Source organism: Mesorhizobium sp. M0306 (genome assembly GCF_040321655.1).
GTDB lineage: Bacteria > Pseudomonadota > Alphaproteobacteria > Rhizobiales > Rhizobiaceae > Mesorhizobium.
The window spans coordinates 1-26,601 of record NZ_JAMYRY010000001.1; the positions used below are offsets into that span (position 1 = coordinate 1).

Consider the following 26,601-nt stretch of genomic DNA (forward strand, 5'->3'; position numbering starts at 1 on the left):
CCCCCCCGGGCCTACTCAAAAAATAACACCGCCCCCCGCCCCCCCCCCCCCCCCCGCTCACGGGGGCGGTGCTCATCCCCGCCCACCCCCCCTTTTTTTGCCCCGGCCGGCGCGCGGCCCCCCGGCGGGGGCCCCGCGGCAAGTCACGGATGTACTGACAGTCGCGCGAGAAGCGCGCCGGAGCGACAGACCCCGACAAGCCGAAGCAGCAGATTGCTGCCGGCCCGGCCAAAACGCTCCCGATCAGGCTACCAAGCATGGGAAGGCGGGATTTTGTCCCGCCTTTTTGCTGTTTGGATTTAGACCGACGATTGGCGAAACCGGCGACACGGCGTCCTTCTCCCCGTCTCTATACGGGGAGAAGTGCCCGGCAGGGCGATGAGGGGCAGCGCGACGTATCAGGACTGCCCTTCGCCAAGCCAAGCACGATATCACGACGAAGGCTGGCGCTGCCCCTCATCTGGCTGCCGCCATCTTCTCCCCGTATAGAGACGGGGAGAAGGACGCCTTCGCCGAAGATTCCGCCAATCGCCAATGTTGCTCAGCCCAACGTTGCTCAGCAAGATTGGCGAGTTGCACTCAACCTACCCACTCCAGCGGCACATGCCCCGGGTCGGCCTCGACCCGTTGCAGCCAGGCGGCCACCGCCGGATAGGCGTCGAGCTGAAACCCACCCGTCTCGGCCGTATGCGTATAGGCATAGAGCGCGATGTCAGCGACGCTGAGCGCATTGCCGGCGAAGAAGCTGCTCCCGGCCAGGTGCTTGTCCATGACGCCGAGCGCCTTGTTGCCGCGCTCCAGCGTCACCGCCAGCCGATCGGGTGTCGCGTCTTTCGCGCGTTCTGGAAAGGTCAGCAGCGCCCTGCGCACGGCGATATAAGGCTCGTGGCTGTATTGCTCGAAGAACAGCCACTGGTAGGCCAGCGCGCGTTCATATCTGTCCGCCGGCAGAAACCGCGTGCCTTCGGCGAGGTAGAGCAGGATGGCGTTGGATTCGGCCAGCCGGCGGCCGTCGTCGAGTTCGAGCAGGGGCACCATGGCGTTCGGGTTCTTGGCGACATAGTCGGGCTTGCGCGTGTCGCCGGTATGCGAGCTGACCTCGACATTGGTGAAAGGGATGCCGAGCTTGGCCATCAACAGGCGCGGCTTGTAGCAATTGCCGCTGTCGATCATTCCATAGAGTATCATCGGTGCTCCCCCTTGCTCGCAACCACCCGTCTCAGGGCTGATCCAGCCTCAAGCCTCTATCTCGGCAGCGGCGGCTTCATCCAGTGATTTGTTTTGGCGTAACCATCAGCGTCGCTGATGCATTTATCCGAACAACGGAATGACGTTGCTATCCCTGCCGAGCAGCCTGTCGGTCGACAGCGGCTCCTCGTCGAACAGCATGCCGGCCAGCGCCGGCCGGGCGAGGTAAAAACCCTGCAGCAGGTCGACGCCGCCATCCAGCGCGACGCGCAGATGCGTGGCGTTCTCGACGCCTTCGACCAGCACCTTGGCGCCACGGTCGTGCAGCGTCGAAACCAGCGGCCGGAAAAACCGCTCGGCGGCGGCATGGCGGCAGAATTCGGCGAACCAGGTGCCGTCGATCTTGACGATGTCGGGCTGCACGAGGGCGACCCTTTCTTCCGTCGAATGCCCGGTGCCAAAATCGTCGATGGCGATGCGGACGCCGTCGCGCCGCATCTCACGCGCCAGGCTGACAAGCACCTTGTCGCCGGCCGCCTGCTCGGTGATCTCGCAGACCAGCATGCCGGGATGCAGGCCGAAATCCGCCAGATGCCTGGTCATCAGCCTGATTTCGGCCAGCGCCCGTGCGGGGTCATCGTTGATCAGCGGATTGTAGTTGAAGAACAGGTCGAGCCCGTCGACGCCGATGTTGCGGAAGTTGCGCAAATGCAGCACCCGGCACATGGTTTCGACAAACAGCCGATCCGCAGTCGGCACATCTTCGAAGAAGATTTGCGGCGCCATCGGCCTGCCTGCACGATGCGGCTCGATCAGTCCCTCGACCGCGACGGCGGCGAGAAACCTGCCGCGGGGCGCGAAGACCGGCTGGTAGGCGCTCCTCAGCCGGAATGCGCCGTAGACGCCATATTCGATGCCGACCTCGTCGGCAAAGATCGCCTCGCCGACCTTGCGCCGCATGTCGGCTTGCCCGGTCACGATGCCACCCTGCGGCCAAAGGCCCGCATCGGCCGTCGCGATGGCGAAACGGCCGCAGAAACCTTCTCCGTATCGGCCGACACCGCAGCCGCCTGCCCGCTCTTTTCGAAGACGCGGAAGCTGGTCGGCGCAAGCTCGGGGCGCGCCAGCACATAGCCCTGCACCATCGAGGCGCCCGACTTTTCGGCGAGCTCGAGCTGCCAGCCCGTCTCGATGCCCTCGAACACCGTACGGATGCCTTGCTCTTCGAAGCTCGTCACCATGGCGGTCAGCAAGGCGAAGCCGGCACCGGATTCCATCAGCGTCATGATCCAGTCGGCATCGAACTTGACGATGTCGGGCCTGAGTTCCTTGATGCGATTGATGTCGGACTCGTCGGCGCCGTAATCGTCGACCGCAATGCGCAAACCATTGCCCCTGAGCGCCTCGACGAAATTGTAGAGCGTTTCCTGCGATGCCGATTTCTGCTCGGTGACCTCGCAGACGACGCGGCGCGGATCGATGTCGGCCTCGTGCAGCACCAGCCGCATGTCGCGCAGCGCCTTGTCGGCGATGCTGCGGTCGGTGAACACCGATGGATCGAAGTTGATGAAGATCGAGGCGTCTCGCGGCAGGCAGGCGCCGGCGTTCAGAAGGTGCAGCGTCCTTGTCAGCGCCTCGATATGCAGGCGGTCGACCGCCGGACAGCTGTTGAAGAAACTCGTTGGCGGCTGCGGCTCGCCTTCGCGGAACGGCCGGATCAGCCCCTCGAACGCGACGACGGAAAGCTTGCCCTTGTTGAAGGCGAAGATCGGCTGGAACGCGCTTTGCAGCGTATAGACCCCCCAGACACCGCTGGCGGTGCCGTCATCATGGCGGATGATATGGGCAAGCCCGATGCTGCGCGTCACGGTTCCTCGCTGTGCGAGACTGGCGGACCGGCTACGGTCCTGCCGTTCAAGCTTTTACCGATCGTTGATGAATTTATTGTTGCCAGCATTGCGCGCTGGCTCATTCGACAATGCCTGCGCTGGGCTTGCGCTTGGCAAAACGATGCGACATGAGAGGCGCCGCGGCGCCTTCGCCGCGCCGGTCCTTTCTGGAGATATTTCTCATGGCCTTTCTTGCCGACGTCCTTTCCCGCGTAAAGCCTTCCGCGACCATCGCAGTGACGCAGAAGGCGCGCGAGCTGAAAAACGCCGGCCGTGACGTGATCGGGCTGGGCGCCGGCGAGCCGGACTTCGACACCCCCGACAACATCAAGAACGCCGCGATCGAGGCCATCCGCCGCGGCGAGACGAAATATCCGCCGGTCTCCGGCATCGTGCCGCTGCGCGAAGCGATCGCGAAAAAGTTCAAGCGCGAGAACAATCTCGACTACCGGCCGGACCAGACCATCGTCGGCACCGGTGGCAAGCAGATCCTGTTCAACGCCTTCATGGCGACGCTGAACCCCGGCGACGAGGTGATCATCCCGCGGCCCTACTGGGTGAGCTATCCCGAAATGGTGGCGATCTGCGGCGGCACCTCGGCCTTTGCCGACACCTCCATCGACAACGGCTTCAAGCTGACGGCGGCCGTGCTGGAAAAGGCGATCACGCCGCGCACCAAATGGCTGTTGATGAACTCGCCGTCCAACCCGTCGGGCGCCGCCTATACCGAGGCGGAGCTCAAGAGCCTGGCCGACGTGCTGTTGAAGCATCCCCATGTCTGGGTGCTGACCGACGACATGTACGAGCACCTGACTTATGGCGACTTCGTCTTCAAGACCATCGCCGAGGTCGAGCCAAAGCTCTATGAGCGCACGCTGACCATGAACGGCGTGTCGAAGGCCTATGCCATGACCGGCTGGCGCATCGGCTATGCGGCAGGCCCGGTGCCGCTGATCAAGGCGATGGACATGATCCAGGGCCAGCAGACCTCCGGCGCCTGTACCATCGCCCAATGGGCGGCGGTCGAAGCGCTGAACGGCCCGCAGGATTTTATCCCGAAGAACAAGGTGATTTTCCAGGGCCGGCGCGATCTCGTCGTCTCGATGCTCAACCAGGCGCGCGGCATCACCTGCCCGTCGCCGGAGGGTGCGTTCTACGTCTATCCCTCCTGTGCCCAGCTGATCGGCAGGAAGACCAAGAGCGGCAAGGTGATCGACAGCGACGAAACCTTCTGCTCGGAACTGCTCGAGGCCGAGGGCGTGGCGGTCGTTTTCGGCTCGGCTTTTGGCCTCGGCCCGAACTTCCGCATCTCCTACGCCACGTCGGAGGCTCTGCTCGAAGAGGCCTGCACGCGCATCCAGCGCTTTACTGCCTCGCTGGCCTGAGACGTTTCAGCCGCCATACTGCTCGTCGCTGACCTTCTCCAGCCAATCGACATGCACACTCTCGAGTGCCTCCTGCATGGCGATGTGGGTCATCGCCGATTTGGGCGCGGCGCCGTGCCAGTGCTTTTCGCCGGCCGCAAAGGAGATGACGTCGCCGGCCCTGATCTCCTGGATCGGGCCGCCCCAGCTTTGCGCGAGACCGGCACCGGACGTGACGTAGAGCGTCTGGCCGAGCGGATGCGTGTGCCAGTGGGTGCGGGCGCCGGGCTCGAAACTGACCAGCGTGGCGCGTAGCCGCGCCGGCGCCTCTTTCTCGATGATCGGCGTCTGCAAAACCCGGCCGGTAAAATATGTCTCCGGCGCAACGATCGTCGGCACGCTGCCGCAGGCAATAATCTTCATCGTCGCAAGTCCTCGATCCAATCCAGTGTCTAGAGCCTACCACTTTCGTCCGACGCCGGCTGCATGTCCTGCCGGCTGCGGGCAAGGCGCGGCCAAAACAGGCCGGTGCGCCTGCGGTAGGCGTCGTAGGCGTCGGCCAACCTTGTCCGCGAAAATTTTCGTTCTTCGTCCAAGGCTGCGATCACATAGATCGTAACGATACCGGCGACCGGCACCACCGCCCAGACCGACCAGGTCGCGATGCCCCACCCGATCCAAAAGATAATGTAGGATGTGTAGAACGGATGCCGGACATGGAGATAAGGGCCTTCGGTCACCAGGCTGTCGGGATTGTCCGGATCGAATGCGAACCGCAGCCGCGCCTTGCGGGAGACCGAGATCGCCCACCAGAACAGCGCCGAGCTTGCCAGTTCGATGGCGAGCCCGCCGATCTTCGCCGCCACCGGCTGCCGCTCGATCCAAAGCAGCGCAAGAAAGAACAGCGCCGTGCCGACCACGACGGCCGAAATGATCATGGCGCCTTGGGACATGCTCGGCGACTGGAAATGCGCGCGCATCGACCAGGCATATTGGCCGAGCGTGGCGATGCTGCTGATCGAGACGAGAAGGTCGAGCGTGGATTCCATCATCAGGGTCCCGGGGTTAGCTGTGGTGGATTCGTTCATCATACCCGGCAGAAACCGAGAAATCATTTCTTAACCACCGTTCTAAACAACATGGTGACCTCGGCATGCGATGTTGACCTGGAGACAATCCCAAGGTCCAACCAGATATGGCCGTTTCCCACCGCACGATCCGCACGCCGCAAGCGGATTTGCGCCTCAGCCAGTCGTCGGGACCCGGCATCCCGCTTGTCCTGATCCACGGCTCGGGCAGTTCGCGCGCCGTATTCGCCCGCCAGTTCGACAGCCCGTTGGCCGCTGCCCATCGGTTGATTGCTTTCGACCTGCCCGGCCATGGCGAATCCTCGGACGCCCGTGATCCGGCGACGGACTACACCATCGCCGGCCTTGCCCAATCGGCGGCTCAGCTCCTCGATGCCTTGGGCATCGGCCGCGCCGTCGTCTTCGGCTGGTCGCTTGGCGGGCACGTGGCAATCGAACTCGCGAGTTTTCACCGCGCCATCGGCGGGCTGATGCTGACCGGCGCGCCGCCGGTATCGAAGGGTCCTTTCGGCATGCTGCGCGGCTTCCACGCGCATTGGGACATGCTGCTGGCGTCCAAAAAGACGTATTCCGAACGCGATGCCGAGCGCTTCGAGACGCTGTGTTTCGGCGACACCGCCGATCCGTCCTTCCGCCAAGCCATCCTGCGCACCGACGGCCGGCTGCGCGCCGCGGTGACGCGCGGCATGCTCACCGGCAAGGGCGCCGACCAGAGACAAGTGGTCGAGCAGGCGGCGATTCCGGTCGCCGTCGTCAATGGCGAGAACGATCCGTTCGTCCGGCTCGGCTATTTTGAGACGCTCGCATACGGCTCGCTGTGGGAGCATTGCCACGTCATCTCCGGCGCCGGGCATGCGCCTTTCTGGGAGCGTGCGGACCTGTTCAATCGGTTGCTCGCGCGCTTTGCCGAGACGGTGGCGGTGCAGCGCGTCGACGCACCCCCGCTGGCGTCGCGCCTAGCCGGCACCGGCTGAACCCAGCCCCTCAACTTCAAATCCCTTCAACTTCAAATCCCTTGCCCTCCCGGCCTGCCCGTGGGACGATGCCCTTTGGGTAGGTGGCAAATTGAAAAAAGCCTCGCCCGCGACGGCCGACAGGCCGGCCGCCGCTCACAGGGAAACGCCTGAGTGGAGGTCAGCCATGGGTACTCGCGCCGGAGGACGACGCACGGGACCGAAATGCATTGCCATAGTCGGTCCCTTCGCCAGCGGTAAGACGACACTTCTCGAAGCCATACTCGCCCGTACAGGCGCCATTCCCCGCCAGAATCCCGTTTCGTCCGGAAATACCGTTTCCGATCATTCGCCCGAGGCGCGCGCTCACGGCATGAGCGTCGAGGCGACCTTCGCCACCACCGAATTCATGGGCGAGCCGTTCACCTTCGTCGATTGTCCCGGATCCATCGAATTCTCCTTCGAAGCCGAGCCGGTGCTGGCCGCCTGTGACGTCGCCGTGGTCGTTGCCGAGGCTGACGAGAAGAAGATCCCTGCCCTGCAGCTGATCATGCGCAAGCTCGACGATCTCGGCGTGCCGCGCATGCTGTTCCTGAACAAGGTCGACAAAGCGATAGCAGGCGTGCGCGACACGCTGAAGATGCTGCAGCCGGCAAGCTCGGTGCCATTGCTGCTGCGCCAGATCCCGCTGCGCAAGGACGGGGTCGTCATCGGCTCGATCGACCTCGCTTTGGAGCGCGCCTACATCTATCGCGAATATGCCGAGAGCGAGGTCGCCCAGATCCCGAGCGACGACAAGGCGCGCGAGCTCGAGGCGCGTTTTTCCATGCTGGAGACGCTCGCCGACCATGACGACCGCCTGATGGAGCAATTGCTGGACGAGATCGAACCGCCGAAGGACGCGATCTTCGACGATCTTGCCGCCGACCTGCGCGACGGCATAGTGACGCCGGTGCTGATCGGCACCGCCGAGAAGGGCAATGGCGTGCTGCGCCTGTTGAAGGCGATCCGTCACGACGCACCCGACATCGAGGCGACGCGCCAGCGTCTCGGCGCGCCCGACGGCAATGCCACCGTGGTCCAGGTGATGAAGACCATCCACACCGCGCATGGCGGCAAGCTGTCGGTCTCGCGCATCCTGTCCGGCCAGGTCGCCGACGCAGCCGAGCTGTTCCTTTCCACCGGCGAGACGGCAAAGGTCTCCGGCATCTACAAGATGCTCGGCAAGGACCAGGTCAAGCTGATTTCGGCCAAGGCCGGCGACACGGTCGCGCTCGGCAAGCTGGACGCCGTCAGGACCGGCCAGACGCTGAGCTCGACCAAGGGCGGCATCAAGCCGCTGGTCACGCTGGCGCCGCCGCAACCGGTCTTCGCCTTCGCGCTGCGACCGAAGGAGCGCAAGGACGAGGTCAAGATGTCGGCGGCCATCCAGCGCCTGGCCGAGGAAGATCCCTCGCTCAACCTGCATCACAACCAGGATTCGGCCGAAACCGTGCTGTCCGGTCATGGCGAGATGCATCTGCGCGTCGTGCGCGAGCGGCTGGAAGGCAAGAACCAGATCCCGATCGAAGGCCATGTGCCGGCCGTGCCCTATCGGGAGACGATCCGCAAAGCGACGCAGCAGCGCGGCCGCCACAAGAAACAATCGGGCGGCCACGGCCAGTTCGGCGATGTGGTGCTGGAGATCAAACCGCTGCCGCGCGGGTCAGGCTTCCAGTTCACCGATACGATCACCGGCGGCGTCGTGCCGAAGACCTACATCCAGTCGGTCGAGACCGGCGTGCGCGATTATCTGAAATCCGGCCCGCTCGGCTTCCCGGTCGTCGATGTTGCCGTCAACCTCTCCGACGGCTCCTACCATGCGGTCGATTCCTCCGACATGGCCTTCCAGATGGCAGCGAAGCTGGCGATGAAGGAAGGCATGGCCGCGTGCTCGCCGGTGCTGCTCGAGCCGGTAATGAAGGTCGAGATCGTCACGCCGTCGGATGCGACGTCGAAGATCATCGCGCTGATCCCGCAGCGGCGCGGCCAGATCCTCGGCTACGACGCGCGGCCCGATTGGCCGGGATGGGACGTGGTCGAGGCGACCATGCCGCAGGCCGAGATCGGCGACCTCATCATCGAGCTGCGTTCGGCCACAGCGGGTGTCGCCAGCTACCGGGCCGTCTTCGACCACATGGCCGAACTCACCGGCCGGTTGGCCGACGAAGCGCTGAACACCAACGGCAAGGCCGCCTGAAACGGCAGCTGGCGGCCAGAACACAAGGGACACACAAGGAAACGGCGCCCGGACCATCCGGGCGCCGTTTCGTTGCGGACCGTCTTCGTGGGAGGCGAAACGGCAGGTCCGCCGCATACTTGCCGCCGGTGCCCGGCGGCGGAGGAAGGTTCGGACGCGGTAGCCGCCTGAGCCCGGATCGTCCGAGTGATGCCCCCATCCCCCGGACGAACCACACCGCGTCCTATGTTCTGCTTAATCGATTTGGCGCGCCCGCGGCATGTTACCCGAGGTTACATGTCACTGTTACGCGGCCGTTCCGGCCGATTTTCTGGCGATGTGTTGGTTTCAGGCAACAAAAAAGCCGGATCAATGAAGACCCGGCTGAGTTTGATTGGAAGTGCCTGTTAAGGCTAACCTCCAGAGGGGAACACTCGAGAGCGCTAATGGGAGGAGAACGCGCTCAGGAGATGATCTATATATGTGCTCTTCATGCCCAAGAAACAAGCATCTATTTTGCAACACACACATGCAAAAAGGCGTCGGCTGTGGTCTAATCCGTCCCGAAGCCCAATAGGACCAGTTGAATCGCTGAAATGCAGCGTGCGGCAAGGGAAAAATCGATCTGCAGCCGCGAATCAGCAGCGATTCCTGCTCGGAAAGTCGAAAAACGCAGGATGACGTAGAATCGTGCAGCACGCGTTTGTTTTTTCGGCAGCCAGACCTTGCTGGTGCATGTCGCCTAAAAGCCCGCCATCGAGCTTGACCTGAGGGTGCAGCGGTTTGGTTTACATGCCAAGGACAAGACCTGAAGCGCGTCGCAGGAGACCGTTCAAGGGCGCGCCTTGGAGCATGATCCCGGTCGAACAGGAAGATAGAGCTCCAACCCGATTCTATCGGGATGGAACAGGCTCTAGGTAAGGAGACCTCCATGCGGGCCGCTTCGGCGATCGCCGGCAGCGTCATCTTCCTTGCTGCAGCGCCCGGCGTGGTCGCCGGACTGGTGCCTTGGCTGCTGACCGACCGCTATCGCCTGCCCTGGTCGAGACTGCCCGGTTTCGTTCCTGTGGGCTGGCTGCTGGTTATCGCCGGCACAGCCATACTGCTGCATGCCTTCGCCCGGTTTGCCCTGGAGGGCCTGGGTACGCCCGCCCCGGTCGCGCCGACCGAAAGGCTGGTCGTCGGCGGCATCTACCGCCATGTCCGCAACCCGATGTACGTCGCCGTGCTGTCGATCGTCCTCGGCCAGGCGCTGCTGTTTTCGAGCTGGACGGTCGCTGCTTATCTAATCATCGCCGCGGCCGCCATGATCTCCTTCGTGAAACTATATGAGGAACCGACGCTTGCCCGCCGCTACGGCGACGAATACGAAGCCTACCGCCGCGCCGTACCAGGCTGGCTGCCCCGCCTGACACCTTGGCGCGGCTGAAGCAGCCTCGAAGGCTGCGTCACCACGGCAGCGGGCCGTCCTCGTTCGAGAACGTGCCCGTCGGACCGTTCGCGTCGAGAAGCGCGAGGCGCACGGGCTCCCGCGCGGCCTGTTCGACGGTGCGCGGACCTTCGAAGTTGTTCAGCTCCGTCGCGGTGTAGCCCGGGCACGCAGCGTTGACCTTGATGCCGGTCTCCTGGAGCTCGATGGCGAAGGCGAGCGTCATCGCGTTGACCGCCGTCTTCGACGGGTTGTAAACGGCGCCAAACGAAGTGCGGTACGGAAAGGCCGGATCCGCGTTCAATGTCTGCGAGCCGGCGCCGCTCGATACGTTGACGATACGTGCCGCCGGCGCCTCACGAAGGAGCCGCAGCATCGCTTGCGTGACGGCGATGACGCCAAACACGTTCGTCTCGAACACCGCGCGTACGTCGTCGAGAGAGGCAACACTCGGGCGGCCCGAGTTGATGATCTCCTCGAGTGGCCTGCCCGGCTTTCCCGCATGGGAGATGCCGGCATTGTTCACCAGCACGTCGAGGCGGCCGAGTTCGATACGGATGCGCTCTGCCGCGGCGGCGATCGACGCCTGGTCGGTGACGTCGAGCTGCAGGGCGTGGGCATCCCCTCCGATGCTCTTTGCGGCTGCCTCCGCATGCTCGAGCCTGCGCGATCCTACGAGCACGGTGAGGCCGTTCGCCGCGAGATCCTTGGCGATCTGAAGACCGATGCCCTTGTTGGCCCCGGTGACCAGGGCGACGGGTTTGTCCTGCATGGTAATCTCCTTCTGTGCACCGACGTGTGGCCAACACCGCCTTGCCGTGCTAGATACAAGTCAAACGGAACCACGTTCCATATATATCCGGAACAAGGTTCCGTTTGCAAGAGGCAATTTGATGGACGAAAAAGCGCCGAACGGCAAAACGAAAGATCAAGGCGATGGTCTGGAACCCCGCGACCGCGCGGATCGCCACGTGCGCGCCGACGCACGGCGCAACATCGACGCGTTGCTCCGGGCGGCCATGGCGGTGTTCGCGACCTCCGGCGTGGAGGCTCCGGTGCGAGAGATCGCGGAAAAGGCTGGCGTCGGCGTCGGCACCGTCTACCGCCACTTTCCACAGCGCTCGGACCTGATCGTGGCCGTCTTCCGCAACGAGGTTGACGCCTGTGCGGACGCCGCGCCGATCCTGGCCAGGAAGCATGAGCCGGGTGAAGCGCTGGCCCTGTGGATGCAGCGCTACGTGGATTTCATCACGGCAAAACGCGGCCTCGCGGCAGCCTTGTACTCAGGCAATCCGGCCTTCGAGACTTTGCCTGCCTATTTCAACCAACGGCTCCGGCCCGCGCTCCAAACATTGCTAGAGGCAGCGGCCGCGGCCGGCGAGGTGCGCGCCGATATCGAGCCGGGCGACCTGTTGGGGGCGGCCGCCAGCCTTGCCATGCCGGCACATGGTGGCGGCCCTGCCCAGGCGCGGCGCATGGTTGCCCTACTCGTCGACGGTTTGCGCTACGGCGCCAGCACGCGGGCGGATACGCGTTCCTAAATCAGAACGACCAGCTGCGCGCCTTGGCGATGATGAAATCGCGAAAGACATGCAGCTTCGCCTGGTTCTTCATCGCGTCGGGATAGGCGAAATAAGTATCGAAGGACGGCACCTCGGTCTCGGGCAGCAACTGCACCAGCCCCGAATCCTTGCTGACCACGTAATCGGGCAGCATGGCGATACCGGCGCCGCCCTGCACCGCCCGCTTGATCGATAGGATGTCGTTGATCTGCAGCGTCGGCACCCTTTGCCCGCCTTCGAAATCGCCGACCGTCTCCAGCCAGTTCAGTTCCGACAGGTGCGCCGGCACCGGCACGCCGAAGGTGACGATGCGATGGGCCTTCAGCTCGGCGATCGAATTCGGCTTGCCGTGTTTGTTCACATAGGAGGGCGCCGCGTAGAGATGGAAATGCACGGTGAACAGACGGCGCTGAATAAGGTCCGGCTGCTGCGGCTGGCGCAACCGGATGGCGCAGTCGGCCTGGCGCATCGTGAGGTCGAGTTCCTCATTGGCCAGGATGAGCTGCAGGCTGACCTCGGGATAGAGCTCGATGAACTCCTGCACGCGCTCGGTCAGCCAGCCGGCGCCGAGGCCGACCGTGGTCGTCACCCTGAGCACGCCGGAGGGCCGGTCCTTGGTTTCGGTCAGTCGCGACTTGATGGTTTCGAGCTTCATCAGCACGTCGTGCGCCGTGCGGAACAGCATCTCGCCCTGCTCGGTCAGCACCAGGCCGCGAGCGTGGCGGTTGAACAGCGGGACGCCGACATCATGCTCGAGCGCGCTGACCTGCCGGGAGATCGCCGATTGCGACAAATGCAGTGTTTCCGCCGCATGCGTGAACGACCCCGCTTCCGCTGCGGCGTGAAACACGCGTAGCTTGTCCCAATCCAACGCCATGATTTCCCCTCGTCCTGTTTTCTGGCGTCCGCCTGTTATGGCGTCTGAATGAAAAATCAGGCTTTTGCGCGGCTCTTCTCAGCCGCTTGTCGAACAATCACTCCGCCGCTTCGCGGTGAACCTCGATCCCTGCCAGATATTTTTCCGCCTCGAGCGCGGCCATGCAACCGAGCCCGGCAGCCGTCACCGCCTGGCGGTAGATATCGTCGGTCACGTCGCCGGCGGCGAACACGCCCGGCATGTCGGTGCGGGTCGAATCCGGCGCCGTCCACAGATAGCCGTTCGGCTTCTGCTTCAGCTTGCCGGCAAACAGCTCGACCGCCGGCGCGTGGCCGATCGCCACGAACACGCCGTCGACCACCAGATGCATCTCCTGCCCAGTCACCACGTTGCGCAGCTTCAGCCCTTCGACCGAAGGCGGCATCGGCGCCTTGCCGGGCCGGCCGGTGACCTCGTCGACCACCGTGTCCCAGATGACGCGGACATTGTCTTTCCGCAGCAGCCGCTCGCGCAGGATGCGCTCGGCGCGGAAATCGCTGCGCCTGTGGATGACGGTGACGCTCTTGGCCAGGTTGGAGAGATAGAGCGCTTCCTCCACCGCCGAATTGCCGCCGCCGATCACCGCGACATCCTTGCCGCGGTAGAAGAAGCCGTCGCAGGTGGCGCAGGCCGAAACGCCAAACCCCATGAAGGTCTGTTCGCTCGGGATGCCCAGCCATTTCGCCTGAGCGCCGGTGGCGATGATCAGCGCGTCGGCGGTATAGATCGTGCCGGAATCGCCCTTGGCGCGGAACGGCCGCACGTTGAGGTCGACCTCGGTGATGATGTCGTTGACGATGTCGGTGCCGACATGCTCGGCCTGCCTGAGCATTTCGCTCATCAGCCATGGACCCTGGATCGGTTCGGCGAAGCCCGGATAGTTTTCGACGTCGGTGGTGATCATCAGTTGCCCGCCCTGCTGCAGGCCGGCGACCAGCATCGGCTTGAGCATGGCGCGGGCGGCATAGATCGCCGCCGTATAGCCGGCAGGGCCGGAGCCGATGATGAGAACAGGCGCGTGCTTGGTGATCATGAAAAGCCTCTGCGGGGGAGCAGCCATGGATTGTGGCATGAACTCTCGTCGATTGTTGCGCGTAATGTAAGTGTTGCCTGCGACGCCAGCAAGGCAAGTTGCCGTTCGTCCCCGGAAAGCTTCGGCGCCGGCGACGGCGACAAGCAACCCGCAGCAAGATGATGCGAAAATCCTCGATCCAGCGGATGAAATAGACAGCAAAGTCGTTTAACTACAAAGTCGCGAAAGATTCTTTCGCGTCACCACGGAAGCCGCACGGAAGCCACCATGCCGATCAAGGCCGATCTCGATGCCCTCGACTGGAAGATCCTGCGCGAGCTTCAGCAGGACGGACGCATGACCAATGTCGAACTGTCGGGCCGCGTCGGCATTTCGGCGCCGCCGTGCCTGCGCCGCGTCCGGCGGTTGGAAGAGGCCGGCATCATCCGCGGCTACCGCGCACTGCTCAACGCACCGGCGCTCGGCCTCGACGTCGTCGCCTTCTGCCTGATCGGCCTGCATCACCAGGCCGACGCCGAGCTCAAGACCTTCGCCGAGCGAACCCGCGGCTGGCCGATCGTTCGCGATGCCTGGATGGTGTCGGGCGAGTCCGATTTCCTGCTGCATTGCGTAGCGAGCGACCTCGGCACCTTCCAGACCTTCGTCATCGAGGAACTGGCCTCGGCCCCAAATGTCGATACGGTGCGAACCGCGCTGACCATCCGGCGGATCAAAGACGAAGGGCTGGTGGCGTTTTCGGCTTGAGAGACCAGGCAAGGCGCCTGAGAAACAAAAAACCGGAAACAAAAAACCCGCCTCGGGAGCGGGTCGTCGGTGGGAATCATCACCATACCCAAATTAGTAGCATAGCTGCCGGCACAAAGCAAGAACAAAATGTGGCGACCTCGATGAATTTGCCGATCTCCCCCCTTTCGGGGGAGATTGCAGCTTCGCCCACGGCATCAACTCCGAATGCCCGATCACCCCGCGTCGCAGAGGCGCTCTTCGACCATTTCGCACAAATGGTGATAGAGGCACAGATGCCCCTGCTGGATGATCGGCGTCGAGGTCGAGGGTACGTTGAGCAGGATGTCGGAGAGCGGCTTCAGCTTGCCGCCGGTGTCGCCGGTCAGGCTGATCACCGTTATGCCCATCATGCGCGCCTGTTGGGCGGCGGCGAGGATGCTTGGCGAATTGCCGCTGGTCGAGATGGCGAGCAGCACGGCGCCCGCCGAGCCATGCGCCTCGACCTGGCGTGCAAACACCGTGTCGAAGCCGTAATCATTCCCCCAGGCGGTCAGCACTGCCGCGTTGGCCGGCAGCGCGATGACGTTGTAGGCCTTGCGCTCCCTGAGGAAGCGGCCGACCAACTCGCCGGCGATGTGGATGGCGTCGCTGGCCGAGCCGCCATTGCCGGCTATCAGCAGCACCTTGCCCTGCGAAAGCGCGGCGACGACGGCGTTGACCGCCCGCTCCATCTCGCTGGTCAGGTCGCGCTCCACCATCGCCGAAATCGCAGCCGCCGAGCGGACCAGGTAATCGTTCAGTTCGGACATGAAACCCTCAGTTCCCGGCGCGCAATCTGCCGATGGTGCCGGTCGTGCTCTTGCCGGCGACGAGATCGACCAGCACGACGCGCCCGCCGGCCTTCTGCACGACATCGGCGCCAACCACCTGATCGACCGTATAGTCGGCGCCCTTGACCAGTATGTCGGGGCTCAGCGCCTCGATCAGCGAAAGCGGCGTATCCTCCTCGAAGATGACGACGGCGTCGACCGAGGCAAGTGCTGCCAGCACGCAGGCCCGGTCATGCTGGTCGTTGACCGGGCGTCCCGGCCCTTTCAGCCGGCGCACCGAGGCATCGCTGTTGAGGCCGAGCACCAGCCGGTCGCACTGGCTGCGCGCCGCATGCAACAGGCTGACATGGCCGGCATGCAGGATATCGAAACAGCCATTGGTGAAACCGACGCTCAAGCCCTCGTCCTTCCAGGCCCCCACCAGCCGCGCCGCGGCGGCGGCATCGAGGATGGCATCCTTGTGGGCAACCGGGCCGTGCGAGCGAAACAGCGCACCGGTGAGTTCCTCGATCGTCAGCCGCGCCGTGCCGCGCTTGCCGACGACAACGCCGCCGGCTGCGTTGGCGATGGATCCGGCCATGACGCGATCGGCCCCTGCCGCCAGGGCCAGCGCGAAGGTCGCGATCACCGTGTCGCCGGCGCCCGAAACGTCGAACACTTCGCGCGCCTGCGTGGCGATATGGCGGGCGTCGTCCGCACCGACGACGCTCATGCCCTTTTCGCTGCGCGTCGCGACGACGAAATCGAAACCGTGCGCCGAAATCAGCTGGCGCGCCGCCGCCTCGATTTCGTCGTCGGCAAACACTGCGCGCCCGACCGCCTCGCCGAGTTCTTTGCGGTTGGGCGTGATTGCCGTCGCGCCGGCATAACGCGCATAATCGCTGCCCTTCGGATCGACCAGCACCGGCTTGCCCGCTTCCCGGCAAATCGAGATCAGCTCGCCGGCGACGCCGCCGAGCAGCACGCCCTTGCCATAGTCGGACAGGATGACGATGTCGGCGCGCGCCAGCGCTTCGCGAAAATGCCCGACCAATGTCGCGCGCTCGGCATCGCCCAGCGGCTTGATTTCCTCTTCGTCGAAACGCAGCACCTGCTGGTTGAGCGCGCTGAACCGGCTTTTGGACGAGGTCATGCGATCGGCATCCTGCGCCAGCCCGCCGGTGTCGACGCGAAATTCGCCGAGCATGCGCATGACGTTCTTGCCGGCCTCGTCAGCGCCGATCCCCGAGACCGGTATCGCGGCAGCGCCGAGCGAAACGATATTGGCGACGACATTGCCGGCGCCGCCCATGGCCAGCGTTTCGCCGCGCCCGTGCAGCACGGGGATCGGCGCTTCCGGCGAAATGCGCTCGATCACGCCATTGACGAAACGGTCGAGGATGAAATCGCCGACCACCAGCACGGTGGCGTTGCCGAAGCGCGAGATGGCGCGGTGAAGAGGTTCGGGTGAAGGAAGCTTGATCATGTCAACGCGCGGGAGAGCCGATTTCAGTGACAGGGAAACTCGATTGGCAGGGCCGGCCGTTCAAGGCGATGCCGATATACCGCAATTTCAGCCGACGCAACGGTAGGCCTTCGACCGATCGCGGCGGCGAGACAGTGCGTCAGCTTTTCTGCAACGCGACATGCATGCCCAGCCCGACGAGCACCGTACCGCCGGCGCGCCGCATCAGGCGCTGCGCCCGGCTCGACTGCCGCAGCCTGGCGATCACCGCGCCGGCCAGCACCACGCAAACAATGTCGGCCGACGAGAACATCAAATTGACGATCGTTCCAAGCACGACGAACTGCAGCCAGACCGGAAACGCTGCCGAGGCATCGATGAATTGCGGCAGGAACGCCATGAAGAAAATCGCCGTTTTCGGGTTGAGCACCTCAACGGCAACGCTCTCGAAAAAGGCGCGGCGGGCAGATTTCGGCTGAATTCCCGGCAAGACGGCATCGCCTTGCGCCTTGGCGCGAAACAGCGAAACACCGAGCCAGATCAGATACAGCGCACCGACCAGCTTGACTGCCATGTAAAGCACCGGCACGGCATGGAAAAGCACCGACAGGCCAACAGCGGCGGCGAAGACATGAACGTAGCCGCCAAGATGGATGCCGAGCGCCGCCATCAGGCCGGACCAGCGGCCGCGCGCCATGGTTTGCGCGGCGGCATAGAGCATGGCGGGGCCGGGGATATAGGCGAAGATCGCCGTGGTGGCAAAAAAGGCGACAAGCAGTTCGGTTGACGGCATTGCCTTGCTCCTGTCGCCGGTCGGCCGGCAGGCCGACTGAAACGTGACCTTTGCGGCGCCACTATGGCGCTCATCCGGCCGCCCGCCACCTGCTTTGTCGACAGCCCGGCCCGCCTCCCCTATAAGGCCAGAATCCCACAAGGGCTACAACCGGCACAAGGTACCAGAGGCTTTCATGATCATCGTCACGGGCGGCGCCGGCATGATCGGTTCCAACATCGTCGCCGCGCTCAACGCCGACGGTTTCAGCGACATCCTCGTCGTCGACGACCTCACCTACGGCCACAAGATCGCCAACCTCGCCGATCTCGAGATCGCCGACTATCTCGACAAGGACGATTTCCTGGCGCGGATGGAGGCCGGAGACCTCGGCCGCATCGAGGCCGTCTTCCACCAGGGCGCCTGCTCGACCACCACCGAATGGAACGGCAAGTTCATGATGGAGGTCAACTACACCTATTCGAAGCGCCTGCTGCACGCCTGCCTGGCCCTGCGCGTGCCCTTCCTCTATGCCTCGTCCGCTTCGGTCTATGGCGGCGGCGCCGAGTTCCGCGAGGAGCCGCAATACGAACGCCCGCTCAACGTCTATGCCTATTCGAAAAAGCTGTTCGACGACTATGTCCGCCGTACCGTATTCGATACGGATCATTCGCCGGTGGCGGGCCTGCGTTATTTCAACGTCTACGGACCGCGCGAGGCGCACAAGGGCGCCATGGCCTCTGTTGCCTTCCATTTGTTCAACCAGGTCGAACGCGGCGAAAACCCCAAGCTGTTCGGCGCCTATGACGGTTTCGGGCCCGGCGAGCAGAGCCGCGATTTCATCCATGTCGGCGATGTCGCCGACGTCAATCTGTGGCTGTGGAGACGCGGTTCGAGCGGCATCTTCAACTGCGGCACAGGCAAGGCCCAGCCCTTCCGCGCCATTGCCGAAACGGTGATCGATACGCTCGGCCAAGGCCAGATCGAGTTCATCGAGTTTCCCGACCACCTCAAGGGCAGCTACCAGAGCTTTACGCAAGCTGATATGTCCCGCTTGCGCGCAGCCGGTTACAATGGCCAGTTCCGCACAGTGGAAACCGGCGTCAGAGACTATGTCGAATGGCTGAAAGCCCAACGATCCTCGTGATCGGCCCACGCTGGGTGGGCGACATGGTGATGGCCCAGTGCCTATTCTCGGCGCTGAGGGAGCTTCATCCGGATGCCGCCATAGACGTGCTGGCGCCGGCCTGGGCAGCGCCGCTGGTCAAGCGCATGCCCGAAATCCGCCAGCAGATCGACGTGCCGCTGAAATCCGGCGCGTTCGAATTCCGCATCCGAAGGCGCTTCGGCCGCCTGCTGCGCGGCCGCTACGACATGGCCTTTGTCCTGCCGGGAAGCTGGAAATCGGCGCTGATCCCGTTCTTTGCCGGTATTCCGCGCCGCGTCGGCCATCTCAAGGAAATGCGCTATGGGCTGCTGACCGACATCGTGCCGTTGCCCGATCGCCTGAAACGGCGCACCGCGCAGGCCTATTTCAGCCTTGCCCGGGGCGGCGCCTTCCGGGCCCCGAAGCTTGCGGTCGATCAAGCCAGCCAGGCGGCACTGCTCGGCCGTTTCGGGCTGACGCCGGGGAAATTCGTGGCACTGATGCCGGGCGCCGAATTCGGCCCGGCCAAGCGCTGGCCGAGCGAACACTATGCCGGGCTTGCCCGCGAGATGATGGCGAAAGGGTTTGGCGTCGCACTGTTCGGATCGAAGAACGACGCCCAGGTGACGGCTGAAATCGCCGCGCTGGCGCCGGGCGCCGTCGATCTCGCCGGCCAGACAAGGCTCGAGGATGCCATCGACCTGATCGCGGCGGCGAGGCTCGCCGTCTCCAACGACAGCGGGCTGATGCATGTCGCCGCCGCCGTCGGCACGCCGGTCGTCGCCGTCTACGGCTCGACCTCGCCTGAGAACACGCCGCCGCTCGCCGAGCGCCGCGAACTGGTCTGGCTCGGCCTGTCCTGTTCGCCCTGCCACAGAAAGACCTGCCCGCTCGGCCATCTCAACTGCCTGAAGACGCTGGAGGTCGAACGGGTCGTGGCTGCGGCGGAGCGGCTGCTGGAAATGCCGGCCGCCGCATGAAGGTGCTGATCGTCAAGACGTCGTCGATGGGCGACGTCATCCACACCTTCCCGGCGATCGAGGACGCGCGCCGCGCTCGGCCGGATATCTCCGTCGACTGGTGTGTCGAAGAGGCATTTGCCGGCATCGTGGCGCTGCATCCAGCCATCCAAACCATCCACAGCGTGGCGATCCGGCGCTGGCGCAGGAAGCTGCTCGAGCCCGGCACATGGCGGGAAGTGGTCGGCTTGCGCCGCGCCTTGAGAGATTGCCGCTACGACCTCGTCCTCGATGCACAAGGCTTGCTGAAATCGGCTCTGGTGGCACGGCTGGCGGCAGCGCCGATCGCCGGGCTCGACCGCTCGAGCGCCCGCGAGCCTTCGGCGAGCCTGTTTTATGGCCATCGCTACGCCGTGCCGCGCGGCCTGCATGCCATCGAGCGCACGAGACGGCTGTTCGGGCTGGCGCTCGGCTACGAGCCGGATTTTTCCAGGCTGGAATCGGGCATCGTGCCGCCAGCCGGTAGATCGATTTTTGTCGGCGAAAAGACCGCCTTCCTGCTGCACGGCACCAGCCGCGAGGACAAGAAATGGCCGGTCGCGGACTGGATCGAAACCGCCCGCCTGCTGGTGGGCACGGGAATGACGCCGGTCACCACCTGGTCGAACGACCGGGAAAAGGCGGTTGCCGAGGCGATCGCCGGCGCCGTTGCGCAGACCGTGGTGTTTCCCAGGTCGCCGCTTGCCGAGATCGCCGCTGTCATCGGCGGCTCGGCGCTGGTCATCGGCGCCGACACCGGCCTGACCCATCTCGCCAGCGCTTTCGGTCTGCCGACGGTGGCGGTGTTCCTGGCGACGGAGCCCGGCCTGACGGGGCCACGCGGGCCATTCTCATCGACGCTGCTGGCGAGGCCCGGCCGTAGCGTCACGCCGCCGGAGGTGATGGCGGAAGCCGAGAGATTGCTGGCGCTTAAATTACAAGGCGCTGCATAGGACCTTTTCAGAATTCGCTCTGGCGAGTCGAATAGCGTGGTTTTCGAGAACCGGAGCGGAGCGTACTTAAAGTACGTGAGCACCGGAAGCGCAGAAAACCGCGCTAGTCGGCCGCCAGAGTAGAATTATCAAAAGGTCCTAGATGAACTGCACCTGGACGATCTCGTAGCCCCTGGCGCCGCCCGGCGCATTGACCTCGATGGCATCGCCGACTTCCTTGCCGATCAGGGCACGCGCGATCGGCGAGGAGATCGAGATGCGGCCGGACTTCACGTCTGCTTCCTGGTCGCCGACGATCTGGTAGGTCTTTTTCTCCTCGGTATCCTCGTCGACCAGCACCACGGTGGCGCCGAACTTGACCTTGTCGCCGCTGAGCTTGGTGACGTCGATCACCTCGGCCCGCGCGATCAGGTCCTCGAGTTCGTTGACCCGGCCCTCATTGAGGCTCTGTGCCTCTTTTGCCGCGTGATATTCGGCATTTTCGGAGAGGTCGCCATGCGAGCGCGCTTCGGAAATCGCCTCGATAATACGCGGCCGCTCCTGTTGCTGGCGCCAGCGCAGTTCTTCCTTCAATGACGCGAACCCCTCGCCTGTCATCGGGACCTTGTTCATAATGCCTGACCTTTCCTGCCGCCGCCCCCGCAATCGGGAGCGACCTTGTCGATGGTACAAAAAGAAAACGGTCCGGCAGCCTCGCTAACGGAACCGTCTCACCACAATCTTGCAAGATATAGCAATCTTCGCGGGTTTTTCACGTCCAAAAAGTCGGATTTTGAAAAATCATCCACCGATGGCGCGGCTGACCTAACGTCAAGGAGCGCATCACGTGTACCGTGAGGCCAATTCCGGTTCGGGGCAGCATGTGCAGCATAGCAAAAAACCGGCTGCGATCGCCGCAGCCGGTTATGAGCAGCGTTCCGGAGGTCGGATTAGCTCCTCATGAAGTGATCGATCTGCTCAGAAAGCATGCCGTATTCGCGAGATCCCTTGCCCGTGCGCTTCTCGATTTCGCGGAGCTGTTCCTGGGCGCCGGCAAGATCGCCGATCTGCAAGTGCGCCTCGCCGAGATATTCGCGCACCAGCGTGTAATTGGGGTCGATGCGCAGCGCTTCCTCGTAATAGCCGAGGCCGACGGTGATGCGGCCGGAATGGCGGTGCGAATAGCCGAGATAGTTGAGGATGCGCGGGTCCTGCTTGTTGGCGGCGAGGCTGAGCACGGCGATCGCCTCGTCATAGCGTCCATCCATCGCCAGCGCGCGACCGGCATCATAAATGCTGTCGTCGTCCAGCATGCCTTGCTTCGGCGAGACACATTTCTTCTGCTTCTTGTCCCAAACCGCCCCCTTCTTGCACTGCGTCTGGCCGCCATCGCTGCCGCCCCCTCCGCCTTCACCGGCCGAAAACGCCGGAGCCGCAATCAGCGGTAGGGCGGCGATGGCCATGGCGTAAGTCAGCAATCGTCTGCGCATTACACTCTCCTTTGAACCTGACAATGCAACACTAACGCCGGGCCGAAGCCGTTTCGTCCCCGGAAAATGCCATCCTATCTCAAAACCGCGATCTATCCCAGGAATGCCATCTTATCCCGGGAACAGAGGGCATCGGAAATCATGCTTTACGATTAACGCCGACGCGCAAGAGAACGTGACGAGCGCTGCAAATCCGCTATCATCGGGCCGACCGAGCACGAAGCAGGGAGACGGCCGGTGCAGCAACGCGTTGAACGAGACTGGGAGCTTTCGATCGGTCCCGACACCGTGCGCCTGTTCATCCTCAAGGCGAAGGCGCTCAGCGCCGCCGTCAACGAAGACTATGCCGACGGCGCCGAGCACGAGGTGGAGCTCGACGGCAACGCGCACGACAACCACCATCATGACGGCCTAGCCGAGGAAAGTTCCGAAGATCTCACCGAGGAGGAACTGCGCGAGCTGATCGACGATCTCAATGTCGACGAAGCGGCCGAACTGATTGCGTTGGCCTGGGTCGGCCGCGGCGACTATGACGCTACGGAATGGACGGACGCGCTGACCGCCGCCCGCGAGCGCGCCAACAAGCGCACGGCAAAATATCTGCTCGGCATGCCGCTGCTGGCGGACTGGCTCGAGGAAGGCCTGGAAGCGATCGGCGCGTGACGGCGCGGTTACCGATTGTGATCGGCCGCCCCCCTCGCCCAAGGCAACTTCCCGGCATTCCGGCCGTTGCGACGTAATGGCGGCGTTTGGCTTTTTCAGATTGGGCAGATTGCTGCTGGCCGTTGCGGCTACGCCGCTGGCGGGACCCGTTTTAGCCAAAGCGCCCGAGCTGCCGCAAACTGCACCGGTTCCGCAGCTCAACCAGCAAGTCACTCCGCCGCCGCCAACCGAGATCCCGGTCCCCGAACCGCGCCCGGAGGACGCCCCGGCGGCTGAGCCGCCCCAGGCCACTCAGCCGCAAAATGGCCAACCCAGGACCGAGCAGCCGGAGCCGCCACCGATTGCACCGCAGCCGCCCGAAAAGCCGGCACGGGCTGAGCCGCCGGCAAGCCCACCAGGCGCGCCACCAAACCCGGCCGAGGCAGACAAAAAGGCGGAGCAAAAAATCCTTCCAGATCCTCGATCGGCCGCCATTGCCGGGAAAGAAATGCCGGGCGAGGAGTTGGCCTGCCGCAGGCGGCTGAAGTCGATGGGCGTCGATTTCGAGGAGCGCAAGCCCGAGCATGATACGGCGGTCGGTTGCTCGATCCCCTACCCGATCGTGCTGAAGACGCTCGGCAAATCCATCGCCGTCGGCCCGGAGCCCGAGCTGAATTGCCAGATGGCGGAAGCGGCCGCACGCTTTGCTGCGTCCGTCATCCAGCCTGCCGCAAAGGCCGAGTTCGGCACGGATATCAAATCGATCGGCCAGGCCTCCGCGTTCGTCTGCCGGCCGCGCCACGCCGGCGGCAAACTGTCGGAGCACGCCTTCGGCAACGCGCTCGACATCGCCAGCTTCACGCTCTCCGACGGCAAAGAGATCGATGTCGGTCCAGCGCCGCCACAGAAGGACGCGAAATTCCTGGATACAGTGCGCAAGGCGGCCTGCGGGCCGTTCAAGACCGTGCTTGGCCCCGGCAGCGATGCCGATCATTCGCTGCATCTCCACTTCGACCTCGAACCGCGCCGCAATGGCGGCACGTTTTGCAAATGATGTCGGGCGCCGATGGCGGGCGCCGCAATTTGGCCGCAGGCGTGAACGGCGCCGCTGATTTTTCCTTTACTCTTCAGGTTTAGAGTCTGTGCCATCTGGGGACAGGAACCCTTCCGATGGCCGGGCTACTTCGCGCTACGCTTGCCGCTGCGCGGCACACAGAATGCGCGCGCATAGCCGGCCGGCTTGCCGCCCTGCTTGCCATTGCGGCGGTCTCGGCCTGCAATACCGGCAGCGTGCTGTCGCTGCAGCCGGCCGTCGATGTCGGCAGCCAGACCGCTGCCGTCCCGCCCAATTCCGACCCACAATATTCCGGCCCCCAAGATTCCGGCCCGGAATATTCCGGCATGCAGCGCCTCGTCCCGTCCAACCCCTATATGACGGCCGCCTATCCGCGCATGGATAACCCGATGTCGCCGGCCGAACAGATGCCGGCCGCAGAGATCGATTGCCGCAAGGAACTGAAACGCCTCGGCGTCGTCTACACCGACGTTGCGCCGATCCATGAAGGCCAGTGCGGCATCGACTATCCGGTCAAGGTCTCGGCCATCGGCAGCGTCGAGATGAAGCCGGCCGCAACGCTGACCTGCGACATGGCCGCTACTTTTGCCGGCTGGACCAGGAACGAACTCGTCCCGTCGGCCCGCTGGCGCTATTTTTCAGGCGTCAAGACCATCCACCAGGGCTCGAGCTATTCCTGCCGCAGGATTGCCGGCGAAGGTGTTTTGTCGGAACACGGCAAGGGCAATGCGCTCGACGTGATGAGCATCGAGCTCAACAATGGCGACGACATCGACGTCCGCAAGCCCGGCCTGTTCGCCTTCCGCACACGCGGCTTCCTCAACAATGTGCGCGCCGACGGCTGCCAGTACTTCACCACCGTGCTCGGCCCCGGCTACAATTACGACCACCGCAACCATTTCCATTTCGACATCAAGAACCGCAAGAACGGCTATCGCGCCTGCCGGTGATTGCGGCCCCTGCCCAAGACCTGCTGCGCCGATTAAGATGGTGCGCAGACGCTTGGGTGGTGCCTCTTGAGCCAACGAAGCCTTCGACGACGTGCAACGACCTGGCTGGTGGCATGCTGTGCCGCTTATCTCTCGCTCGCCTATTTCGCCGCGCCTGAGTTCTGGACGTTGCGGGACCGCAATTTTCGCAGCCGCCAATTCGAGATGGTGACGCATACGCCGCAAGGCATTCCGGGCGATCCGATCAATGTCGGCCTTGTCGGCACCAAGAAGGAGCTTGTCCATGCTTTTGCCGTCGCCGGCTGGGATACGGCAGACGCGGTCACGCTGAAGACCGCCATCGAGATCGGCGAAAGCGTGCTGTTTAACCGCCCCTATCCCGACGCGCCGGTCAGTCGGCTGCTGTTCGAAGGCCGCGCCCAGGACCTCGCCTTCGAAAAGCCGGTCGGCGACAGCGCCGACCGGCGCCACCACGTCCGCTTCTGGCAGACCGATGCGACCGGAGACGACGGCCGGCCGCTTTGGCTTGGCTCGGCAAGCTTCGACCGCGGCGTCGGCCTCAGCCATGACACCGGCGCGATCACCCACCACATCGGCCCCGACATCGACGCCGAGCGCCATGCGCTGATGCGCGACCTCTCCGCCGCCGGCATGCTGATCTCGACCAGCGAGACACCAGGCGTCGGCGCCACAAAGACCGGGCGCAACGGCGAAGGCGATCCCTATTTCACCGACGGCAAGGCCATCATCGGCGTCCTGCTGCAACTGCCGTAGGCGCGCAATCGGCCTTCCCGTCTGACAACCATTTCGTCCCGACGGGCTCAGGGCACGGTGATCACGATCTTGCCAAACGGTCCCGTCTCCAGGCGCTCAAATGCCTGCGGCACCTCGTCGAAGCCAAACACCTTGTCGATCACCGGCTTGATCGCGAGCGTCTCGATCGCCTGGTTCATTCGCTCGAAAGCGCGGCGGTGGCCGATCGATATGCCTTGTACGACGATCCGGTTGCGCAGGAACGGAATGATCGGGAAACTGAGCTCCATGCTGCCGAGAAGGCCGATGAGCGACAGCCTGCCGTCGGCGCCCAGCGCATTGAGCGAGCGCCGCGCATTGTCGCCGCCGACCATTTCCAGCACATGCCTGACGCCGGCCCCGTTTGTCAGTTCGCGCGCCGCCTCGTCCCATGCCGGCTGGCTGCGATAATTGATCCCCTTCCAGGCGCCGAGCGCCTTCGCCCGCTCTAGCTTCTCGTCGCTGCTCGAGGTGACGATGGCGCGCAGGCCGAAGGCAGCGGCAAATTGCAGCGCAAACAGCGACACGCCGCCGGTGCCCTGGATGAGAACGGTTTCGCCCGGGATCGGCTTGGCCGCCTCGACCAGCGCGAACCACGCCGTCAGCGCCGCGATCGGCAGCGTCGATGCCTCGACGTCGCTGAGCGACGGCGGCGCCGCCACGGCGGCATCCTCATGAAAAAGCACATGCTCGGACAGCGTCCCGGGCAGTGACGAACCCAACGTATGCTTGTGCAGCACGGGCGGCGCGTCGCCGTCCGGCCAGTCGGCGATCACCTGGCCGAGCACGCGCTGCCCGATGCCAAAGCGGCTGACCTTGCCGCCGACGGCCACCACCTCGCCCACCGCGTCCGATGTCGGCACGAACGGAAAGCTGAGGTCCGGTATCAGCACGCCATCGACGATCATCCTGTCCTTGTAATTCAGCGATACCGCTGTGACGCGTACCAGAAGATCGTGCGGCCCGGGTTGGGGCAGCTTTCCCTCAGCCGGCTTCAGCCTGGACAGGCCGAAACCGTTCATCTGCCAGGATCTGTTTTCGGTGCTCATTTGGTTCGCGCTCCGTGGTTGATGGTTGCGCGAGACATTTACGCCGTTTCACTATGGAGAAAAGTGCTTCCATGTGGCATGTTCTGCAACAGATTAAGGAGCAAAACTCTATAA

The 26,601-nt window shown here is 64.0% G+C and carries 27 protein-coding genes; 13 read left to right on the forward strand and 14 right to left on the reverse strand.

The window, feature by feature from the left end; translation table 11 throughout:
• Positions 1 to 579 precede the first annotated feature (579 nt).
• The 3 genes from NKI95_RS00005 to NKI95_RS00015 all read right to left on the reverse strand — a co-directional run bounded on the left by NKI95_RS00005 (position 580) and on the right by NKI95_RS00015 (position 3,056).
• On the reverse strand, positions 580 to 1,188 hold the full coding sequence (locus NKI95_RS00005; protein ID WP_352712978.1) for a glutathione S-transferase family protein: 609 nt from the start codon (positions 1,186 to 1,188) through the stop codon (positions 580 to 582).
• A gap of 123 nt (positions 1,189 to 1,311) precedes the next feature.
• Entirely contained in the window at positions 1,312 to 2,166 is an 855-nt protein-coding gene (locus NKI95_RS00010) for an EAL domain-containing protein (RefSeq protein ID WP_352712981.1), read from the reverse strand.
• Positions 2,163 to 3,056: an EAL domain-containing protein gene (locus NKI95_RS00015; protein WP_352712984.1), complete on the reverse strand. Its 894-nt coding sequence runs from the start codon at positions 3,054 to 3,056 to the stop codon at positions 2,163 to 2,165. The genes NKI95_RS00010 and NKI95_RS00015 overlap by 4 nt, the downstream gene beginning before the upstream one ends.
• A gap of 203 nt (positions 3,057 to 3,259) precedes the next feature.
• On the opposite strand from NKI95_RS00015, the gene NKI95_RS00020 reads away from it, so the two are divergent.
• Entirely contained in the window at positions 3,260 to 4,462 is a 1,203-nt protein-coding gene (locus NKI95_RS00020) for a pyridoxal phosphate-dependent aminotransferase (protein ID WP_352712987.1), read from the forward strand.
• Between the two features lie 6 nt (positions 4,463 to 4,468).
• Here NKI95_RS00020 and NKI95_RS00025 read toward each other — a convergent pair whose 3' ends face one another.
• Both NKI95_RS00025 and NKI95_RS00030 read right to left on the reverse strand, forming a co-directional pair.
• Positions 4,469 to 4,864: a (R)-mandelonitrile lyase gene (locus tag NKI95_RS00025; protein WP_352712989.1), complete on the reverse strand. Its 396-nt coding sequence runs from the start codon at positions 4,862 to 4,864 to the stop codon at positions 4,469 to 4,471.
• Positions 4,865 to 4,893: 29 nt separating this feature from the next.
• A complete protein-coding gene (locus NKI95_RS00030) occupies positions 4,894 to 5,490 on the reverse strand; it encodes a methyltransferase family protein (RefSeq protein WP_352712991.1) in 597 nt (198 codons plus the stop codon).
• A gap of 146 nt (positions 5,491 to 5,636) precedes the next feature.
• Between NKI95_RS00030 and NKI95_RS00035 the strand changes: the two genes are divergently transcribed.
• From NKI95_RS00035 to NKI95_RS00045, 3 genes are all read left to right on the forward strand, one after another.
• Positions 5,637 to 6,503: an alpha/beta fold hydrolase gene (locus NKI95_RS00035; RefSeq protein WP_352712993.1), complete on the forward strand. Its 867-nt coding sequence runs from the start codon at positions 5,637 to 5,639 to the stop codon at positions 6,501 to 6,503.
• Between the two features lie 166 nt (positions 6,504 to 6,669).
• On the forward strand, positions 6,670 to 8,721 hold the full coding sequence (locus tag NKI95_RS00040) for an elongation factor G (RefSeq protein WP_352712995.1): 2,052 nt from the start codon (positions 6,670 to 6,672) through the stop codon (positions 8,719 to 8,721).
• Positions 8,722 to 9,631: 910 nt separating this feature from the next.
• Positions 9,632 to 10,129, forward strand: a complete 498-nt coding sequence (locus NKI95_RS00045) for a methyltransferase family protein (RefSeq protein WP_352712997.1) — start codon at positions 9,632 to 9,634, stop codon at positions 10,127 to 10,129.
• Positions 10,130 to 10,148: 19 nt separating this feature from the next.
• On the opposite strand, the gene NKI95_RS00050 is transcribed toward NKI95_RS00045, so the two are convergent.
• A complete protein-coding gene (locus tag NKI95_RS00050; RefSeq protein WP_352713000.1) occupies positions 10,149 to 10,901 on the reverse strand; it encodes an SDR family oxidoreductase in 753 nt (250 codons plus the stop codon).
• A 121-nt stretch (positions 10,902 to 11,022) separates the two neighbouring features.
• Between NKI95_RS00050 and NKI95_RS00055 the strand changes: the two genes are divergently transcribed.
• Positions 11,023 to 11,670, forward strand: a complete 648-nt coding sequence (locus NKI95_RS00055; protein ID WP_352713001.1) for a TetR/AcrR family transcriptional regulator — start codon at positions 11,023 to 11,025, stop codon at positions 11,668 to 11,670.
• Between the two features lies 1 nt (position 11,671).
• Here NKI95_RS00055 and NKI95_RS00060 read toward each other — a convergent pair whose 3' ends face one another.
• A complete protein-coding gene (locus NKI95_RS00060; protein WP_352713003.1) occupies positions 11,672 to 12,568 on the reverse strand; it encodes a LysR family transcriptional regulator in 897 nt (298 codons plus the stop codon).
• 97 nt (positions 12,569 to 12,665) lie between these two features.
• Positions 12,666 to 13,640: a thioredoxin-disulfide reductase gene (trxB, locus tag NKI95_RS00065; protein ID WP_352713006.1), complete on the reverse strand. Its 975-nt coding sequence runs from the start codon at positions 13,638 to 13,640 to the stop codon at positions 12,666 to 12,668.
• Positions 13,641 to 13,907: 267 nt separating this feature from the next.
• Here trxB and NKI95_RS00070 point away from each other — a divergent pair, with 267 nt between their 5' ends.
• A complete protein-coding gene (locus NKI95_RS00070; RefSeq protein ID WP_352713009.1) occupies positions 13,908 to 14,384 on the forward strand; it encodes an Lrp/AsnC family transcriptional regulator in 477 nt (158 codons plus the stop codon).
• Between the two features lie 215 nt (positions 14,385 to 14,599).
• On the opposite strand, the gene NKI95_RS00075 is transcribed toward NKI95_RS00070, so the two are convergent.
• The 3 genes from NKI95_RS00075 to NKI95_RS00085 all read right to left on the reverse strand — a co-directional run bounded on the left by NKI95_RS00075 (position 14,600) and on the right by NKI95_RS00085 (position 17,433).
• Complete coding sequence (locus tag NKI95_RS00075) at positions 14,600 to 15,175, reverse strand: D-sedoheptulose-7-phosphate isomerase (protein ID WP_352713011.1); 576 nt, start codon at positions 15,173 to 15,175, stop codon at positions 14,600 to 14,602.
• A gap of 7 nt (positions 15,176 to 15,182) precedes the next feature.
• Positions 15,183 to 16,661 carry a D-glycero-beta-D-manno-heptose-7-phosphate kinase gene (rfaE1, locus tag NKI95_RS00080; RefSeq protein ID WP_352713013.1) on the reverse strand — a complete coding sequence of 493 codons (1,479 nt, stop codon included), beginning with the start codon at positions 16,659 to 16,661 and terminating at the stop codon, positions 15,183 to 15,185.
• Positions 16,662 to 16,800: 139 nt separating this feature from the next.
• Positions 16,801 to 17,433, reverse strand: coding sequence for a LysE family translocator (locus NKI95_RS00085; RefSeq protein ID WP_352713016.1), 633 nt, complete (start codon positions 17,431 to 17,433; stop codon positions 16,801 to 16,803).
• A 175-nt stretch (positions 17,434 to 17,608) separates the two neighbouring features.
• On the opposite strand from NKI95_RS00085, the gene rfaD reads away from it, so the two are divergent.
• Genes rfaD through waaC form a run of 3 tightly spaced genes read left to right on the forward strand, consistent with a single transcriptional unit; the run spans position 17,609 to position 20,510 of the window.
• Positions 17,609 to 18,559, forward strand: coding sequence for an ADP-glyceromanno-heptose 6-epimerase (rfaD, locus tag NKI95_RS00090; protein WP_352713018.1), 951 nt, complete (start codon positions 17,609 to 17,611; stop codon positions 18,557 to 18,559).
• Entirely contained in the window at positions 18,532 to 19,539 is a 1,008-nt protein-coding gene (waaF, locus tag NKI95_RS00095) for a lipopolysaccharide heptosyltransferase II (protein ID WP_352713021.1), read from the forward strand. The genes rfaD and waaF overlap by 28 nt, the downstream gene beginning before the upstream one ends.
• Positions 19,536 to 20,510: a lipopolysaccharide heptosyltransferase I gene (gene waaC, locus NKI95_RS00100; protein ID WP_352713022.1), complete on the forward strand. Its 975-nt coding sequence runs from the start codon at positions 19,536 to 19,538 to the stop codon at positions 20,508 to 20,510. The genes waaF and waaC overlap by 4 nt, the downstream gene beginning before the upstream one ends.
• Before the next feature lie 138 nt (positions 20,511 to 20,648).
• On the opposite strand, the gene greA is transcribed toward waaC, so the two are convergent.
• A complete protein-coding gene (gene greA / locus NKI95_RS00105; RefSeq protein ID WP_023719113.1) occupies positions 20,649 to 21,122 on the reverse strand; it encodes a transcription elongation factor GreA in 474 nt (157 codons plus the stop codon).
• Between the two features lie 317 nt (positions 21,123 to 21,439).
• Entirely contained in the window at positions 21,440 to 21,979 is a 540-nt protein-coding gene (locus NKI95_RS00110; RefSeq protein ID WP_352713025.1) for a tetratricopeptide repeat protein, read from the reverse strand.
• Positions 21,980 to 22,216: 237 nt separating this feature from the next.
• On the opposite strand from NKI95_RS00110, the gene NKI95_RS00115 reads away from it, so the two are divergent.
• From NKI95_RS00115 to NKI95_RS00130, 4 genes are all read left to right on the forward strand, one after another.
• Entirely contained in the window at positions 22,217 to 22,642 is a 426-nt protein-coding gene (locus NKI95_RS00115) for a DUF3775 domain-containing protein (protein ID WP_254819248.1), read from the forward strand.
• A 487-nt stretch (positions 22,643 to 23,129) separates the two neighbouring features.
• The gene (locus tag NKI95_RS34405; protein ID WP_502909092.1) at positions 23,130 to 23,675 is read left to right on the forward strand and encodes an extensin-like domain-containing protein; all 546 of its coding nucleotides are present in this window, start codon (positions 23,130 to 23,132) and stop codon (positions 23,673 to 23,675) included.
• 116 nt (positions 23,676 to 23,791) lie between these two features.
• The gene (locus tag NKI95_RS00125) at positions 23,792 to 24,646 is read left to right on the forward strand and encodes an extensin-like domain-containing protein (protein ID WP_352713030.1); all 855 of its coding nucleotides are present in this window, start codon (positions 23,792 to 23,794) and stop codon (positions 24,644 to 24,646) included.
• Between the two features lie 66 nt (positions 24,647 to 24,712).
• The gene (locus NKI95_RS00130) at positions 24,713 to 25,420 is read left to right on the forward strand and encodes an LssY C-terminal domain-containing protein (protein WP_352713032.1); all 708 of its coding nucleotides are present in this window, start codon (positions 24,713 to 24,715) and stop codon (positions 25,418 to 25,420) included.
• A gap of 47 nt (positions 25,421 to 25,467) precedes the next feature.
• On the opposite strand, the gene NKI95_RS00135 is transcribed toward NKI95_RS00130, so the two are convergent.
• Entirely contained in the window at positions 25,468 to 26,487 is a 1,020-nt protein-coding gene (locus NKI95_RS00135) for a zinc-dependent alcohol dehydrogenase family protein (RefSeq protein WP_352713034.1), read from the reverse strand.
• Positions 26,488 to 26,601: the final 114 nt, after the last annotated feature.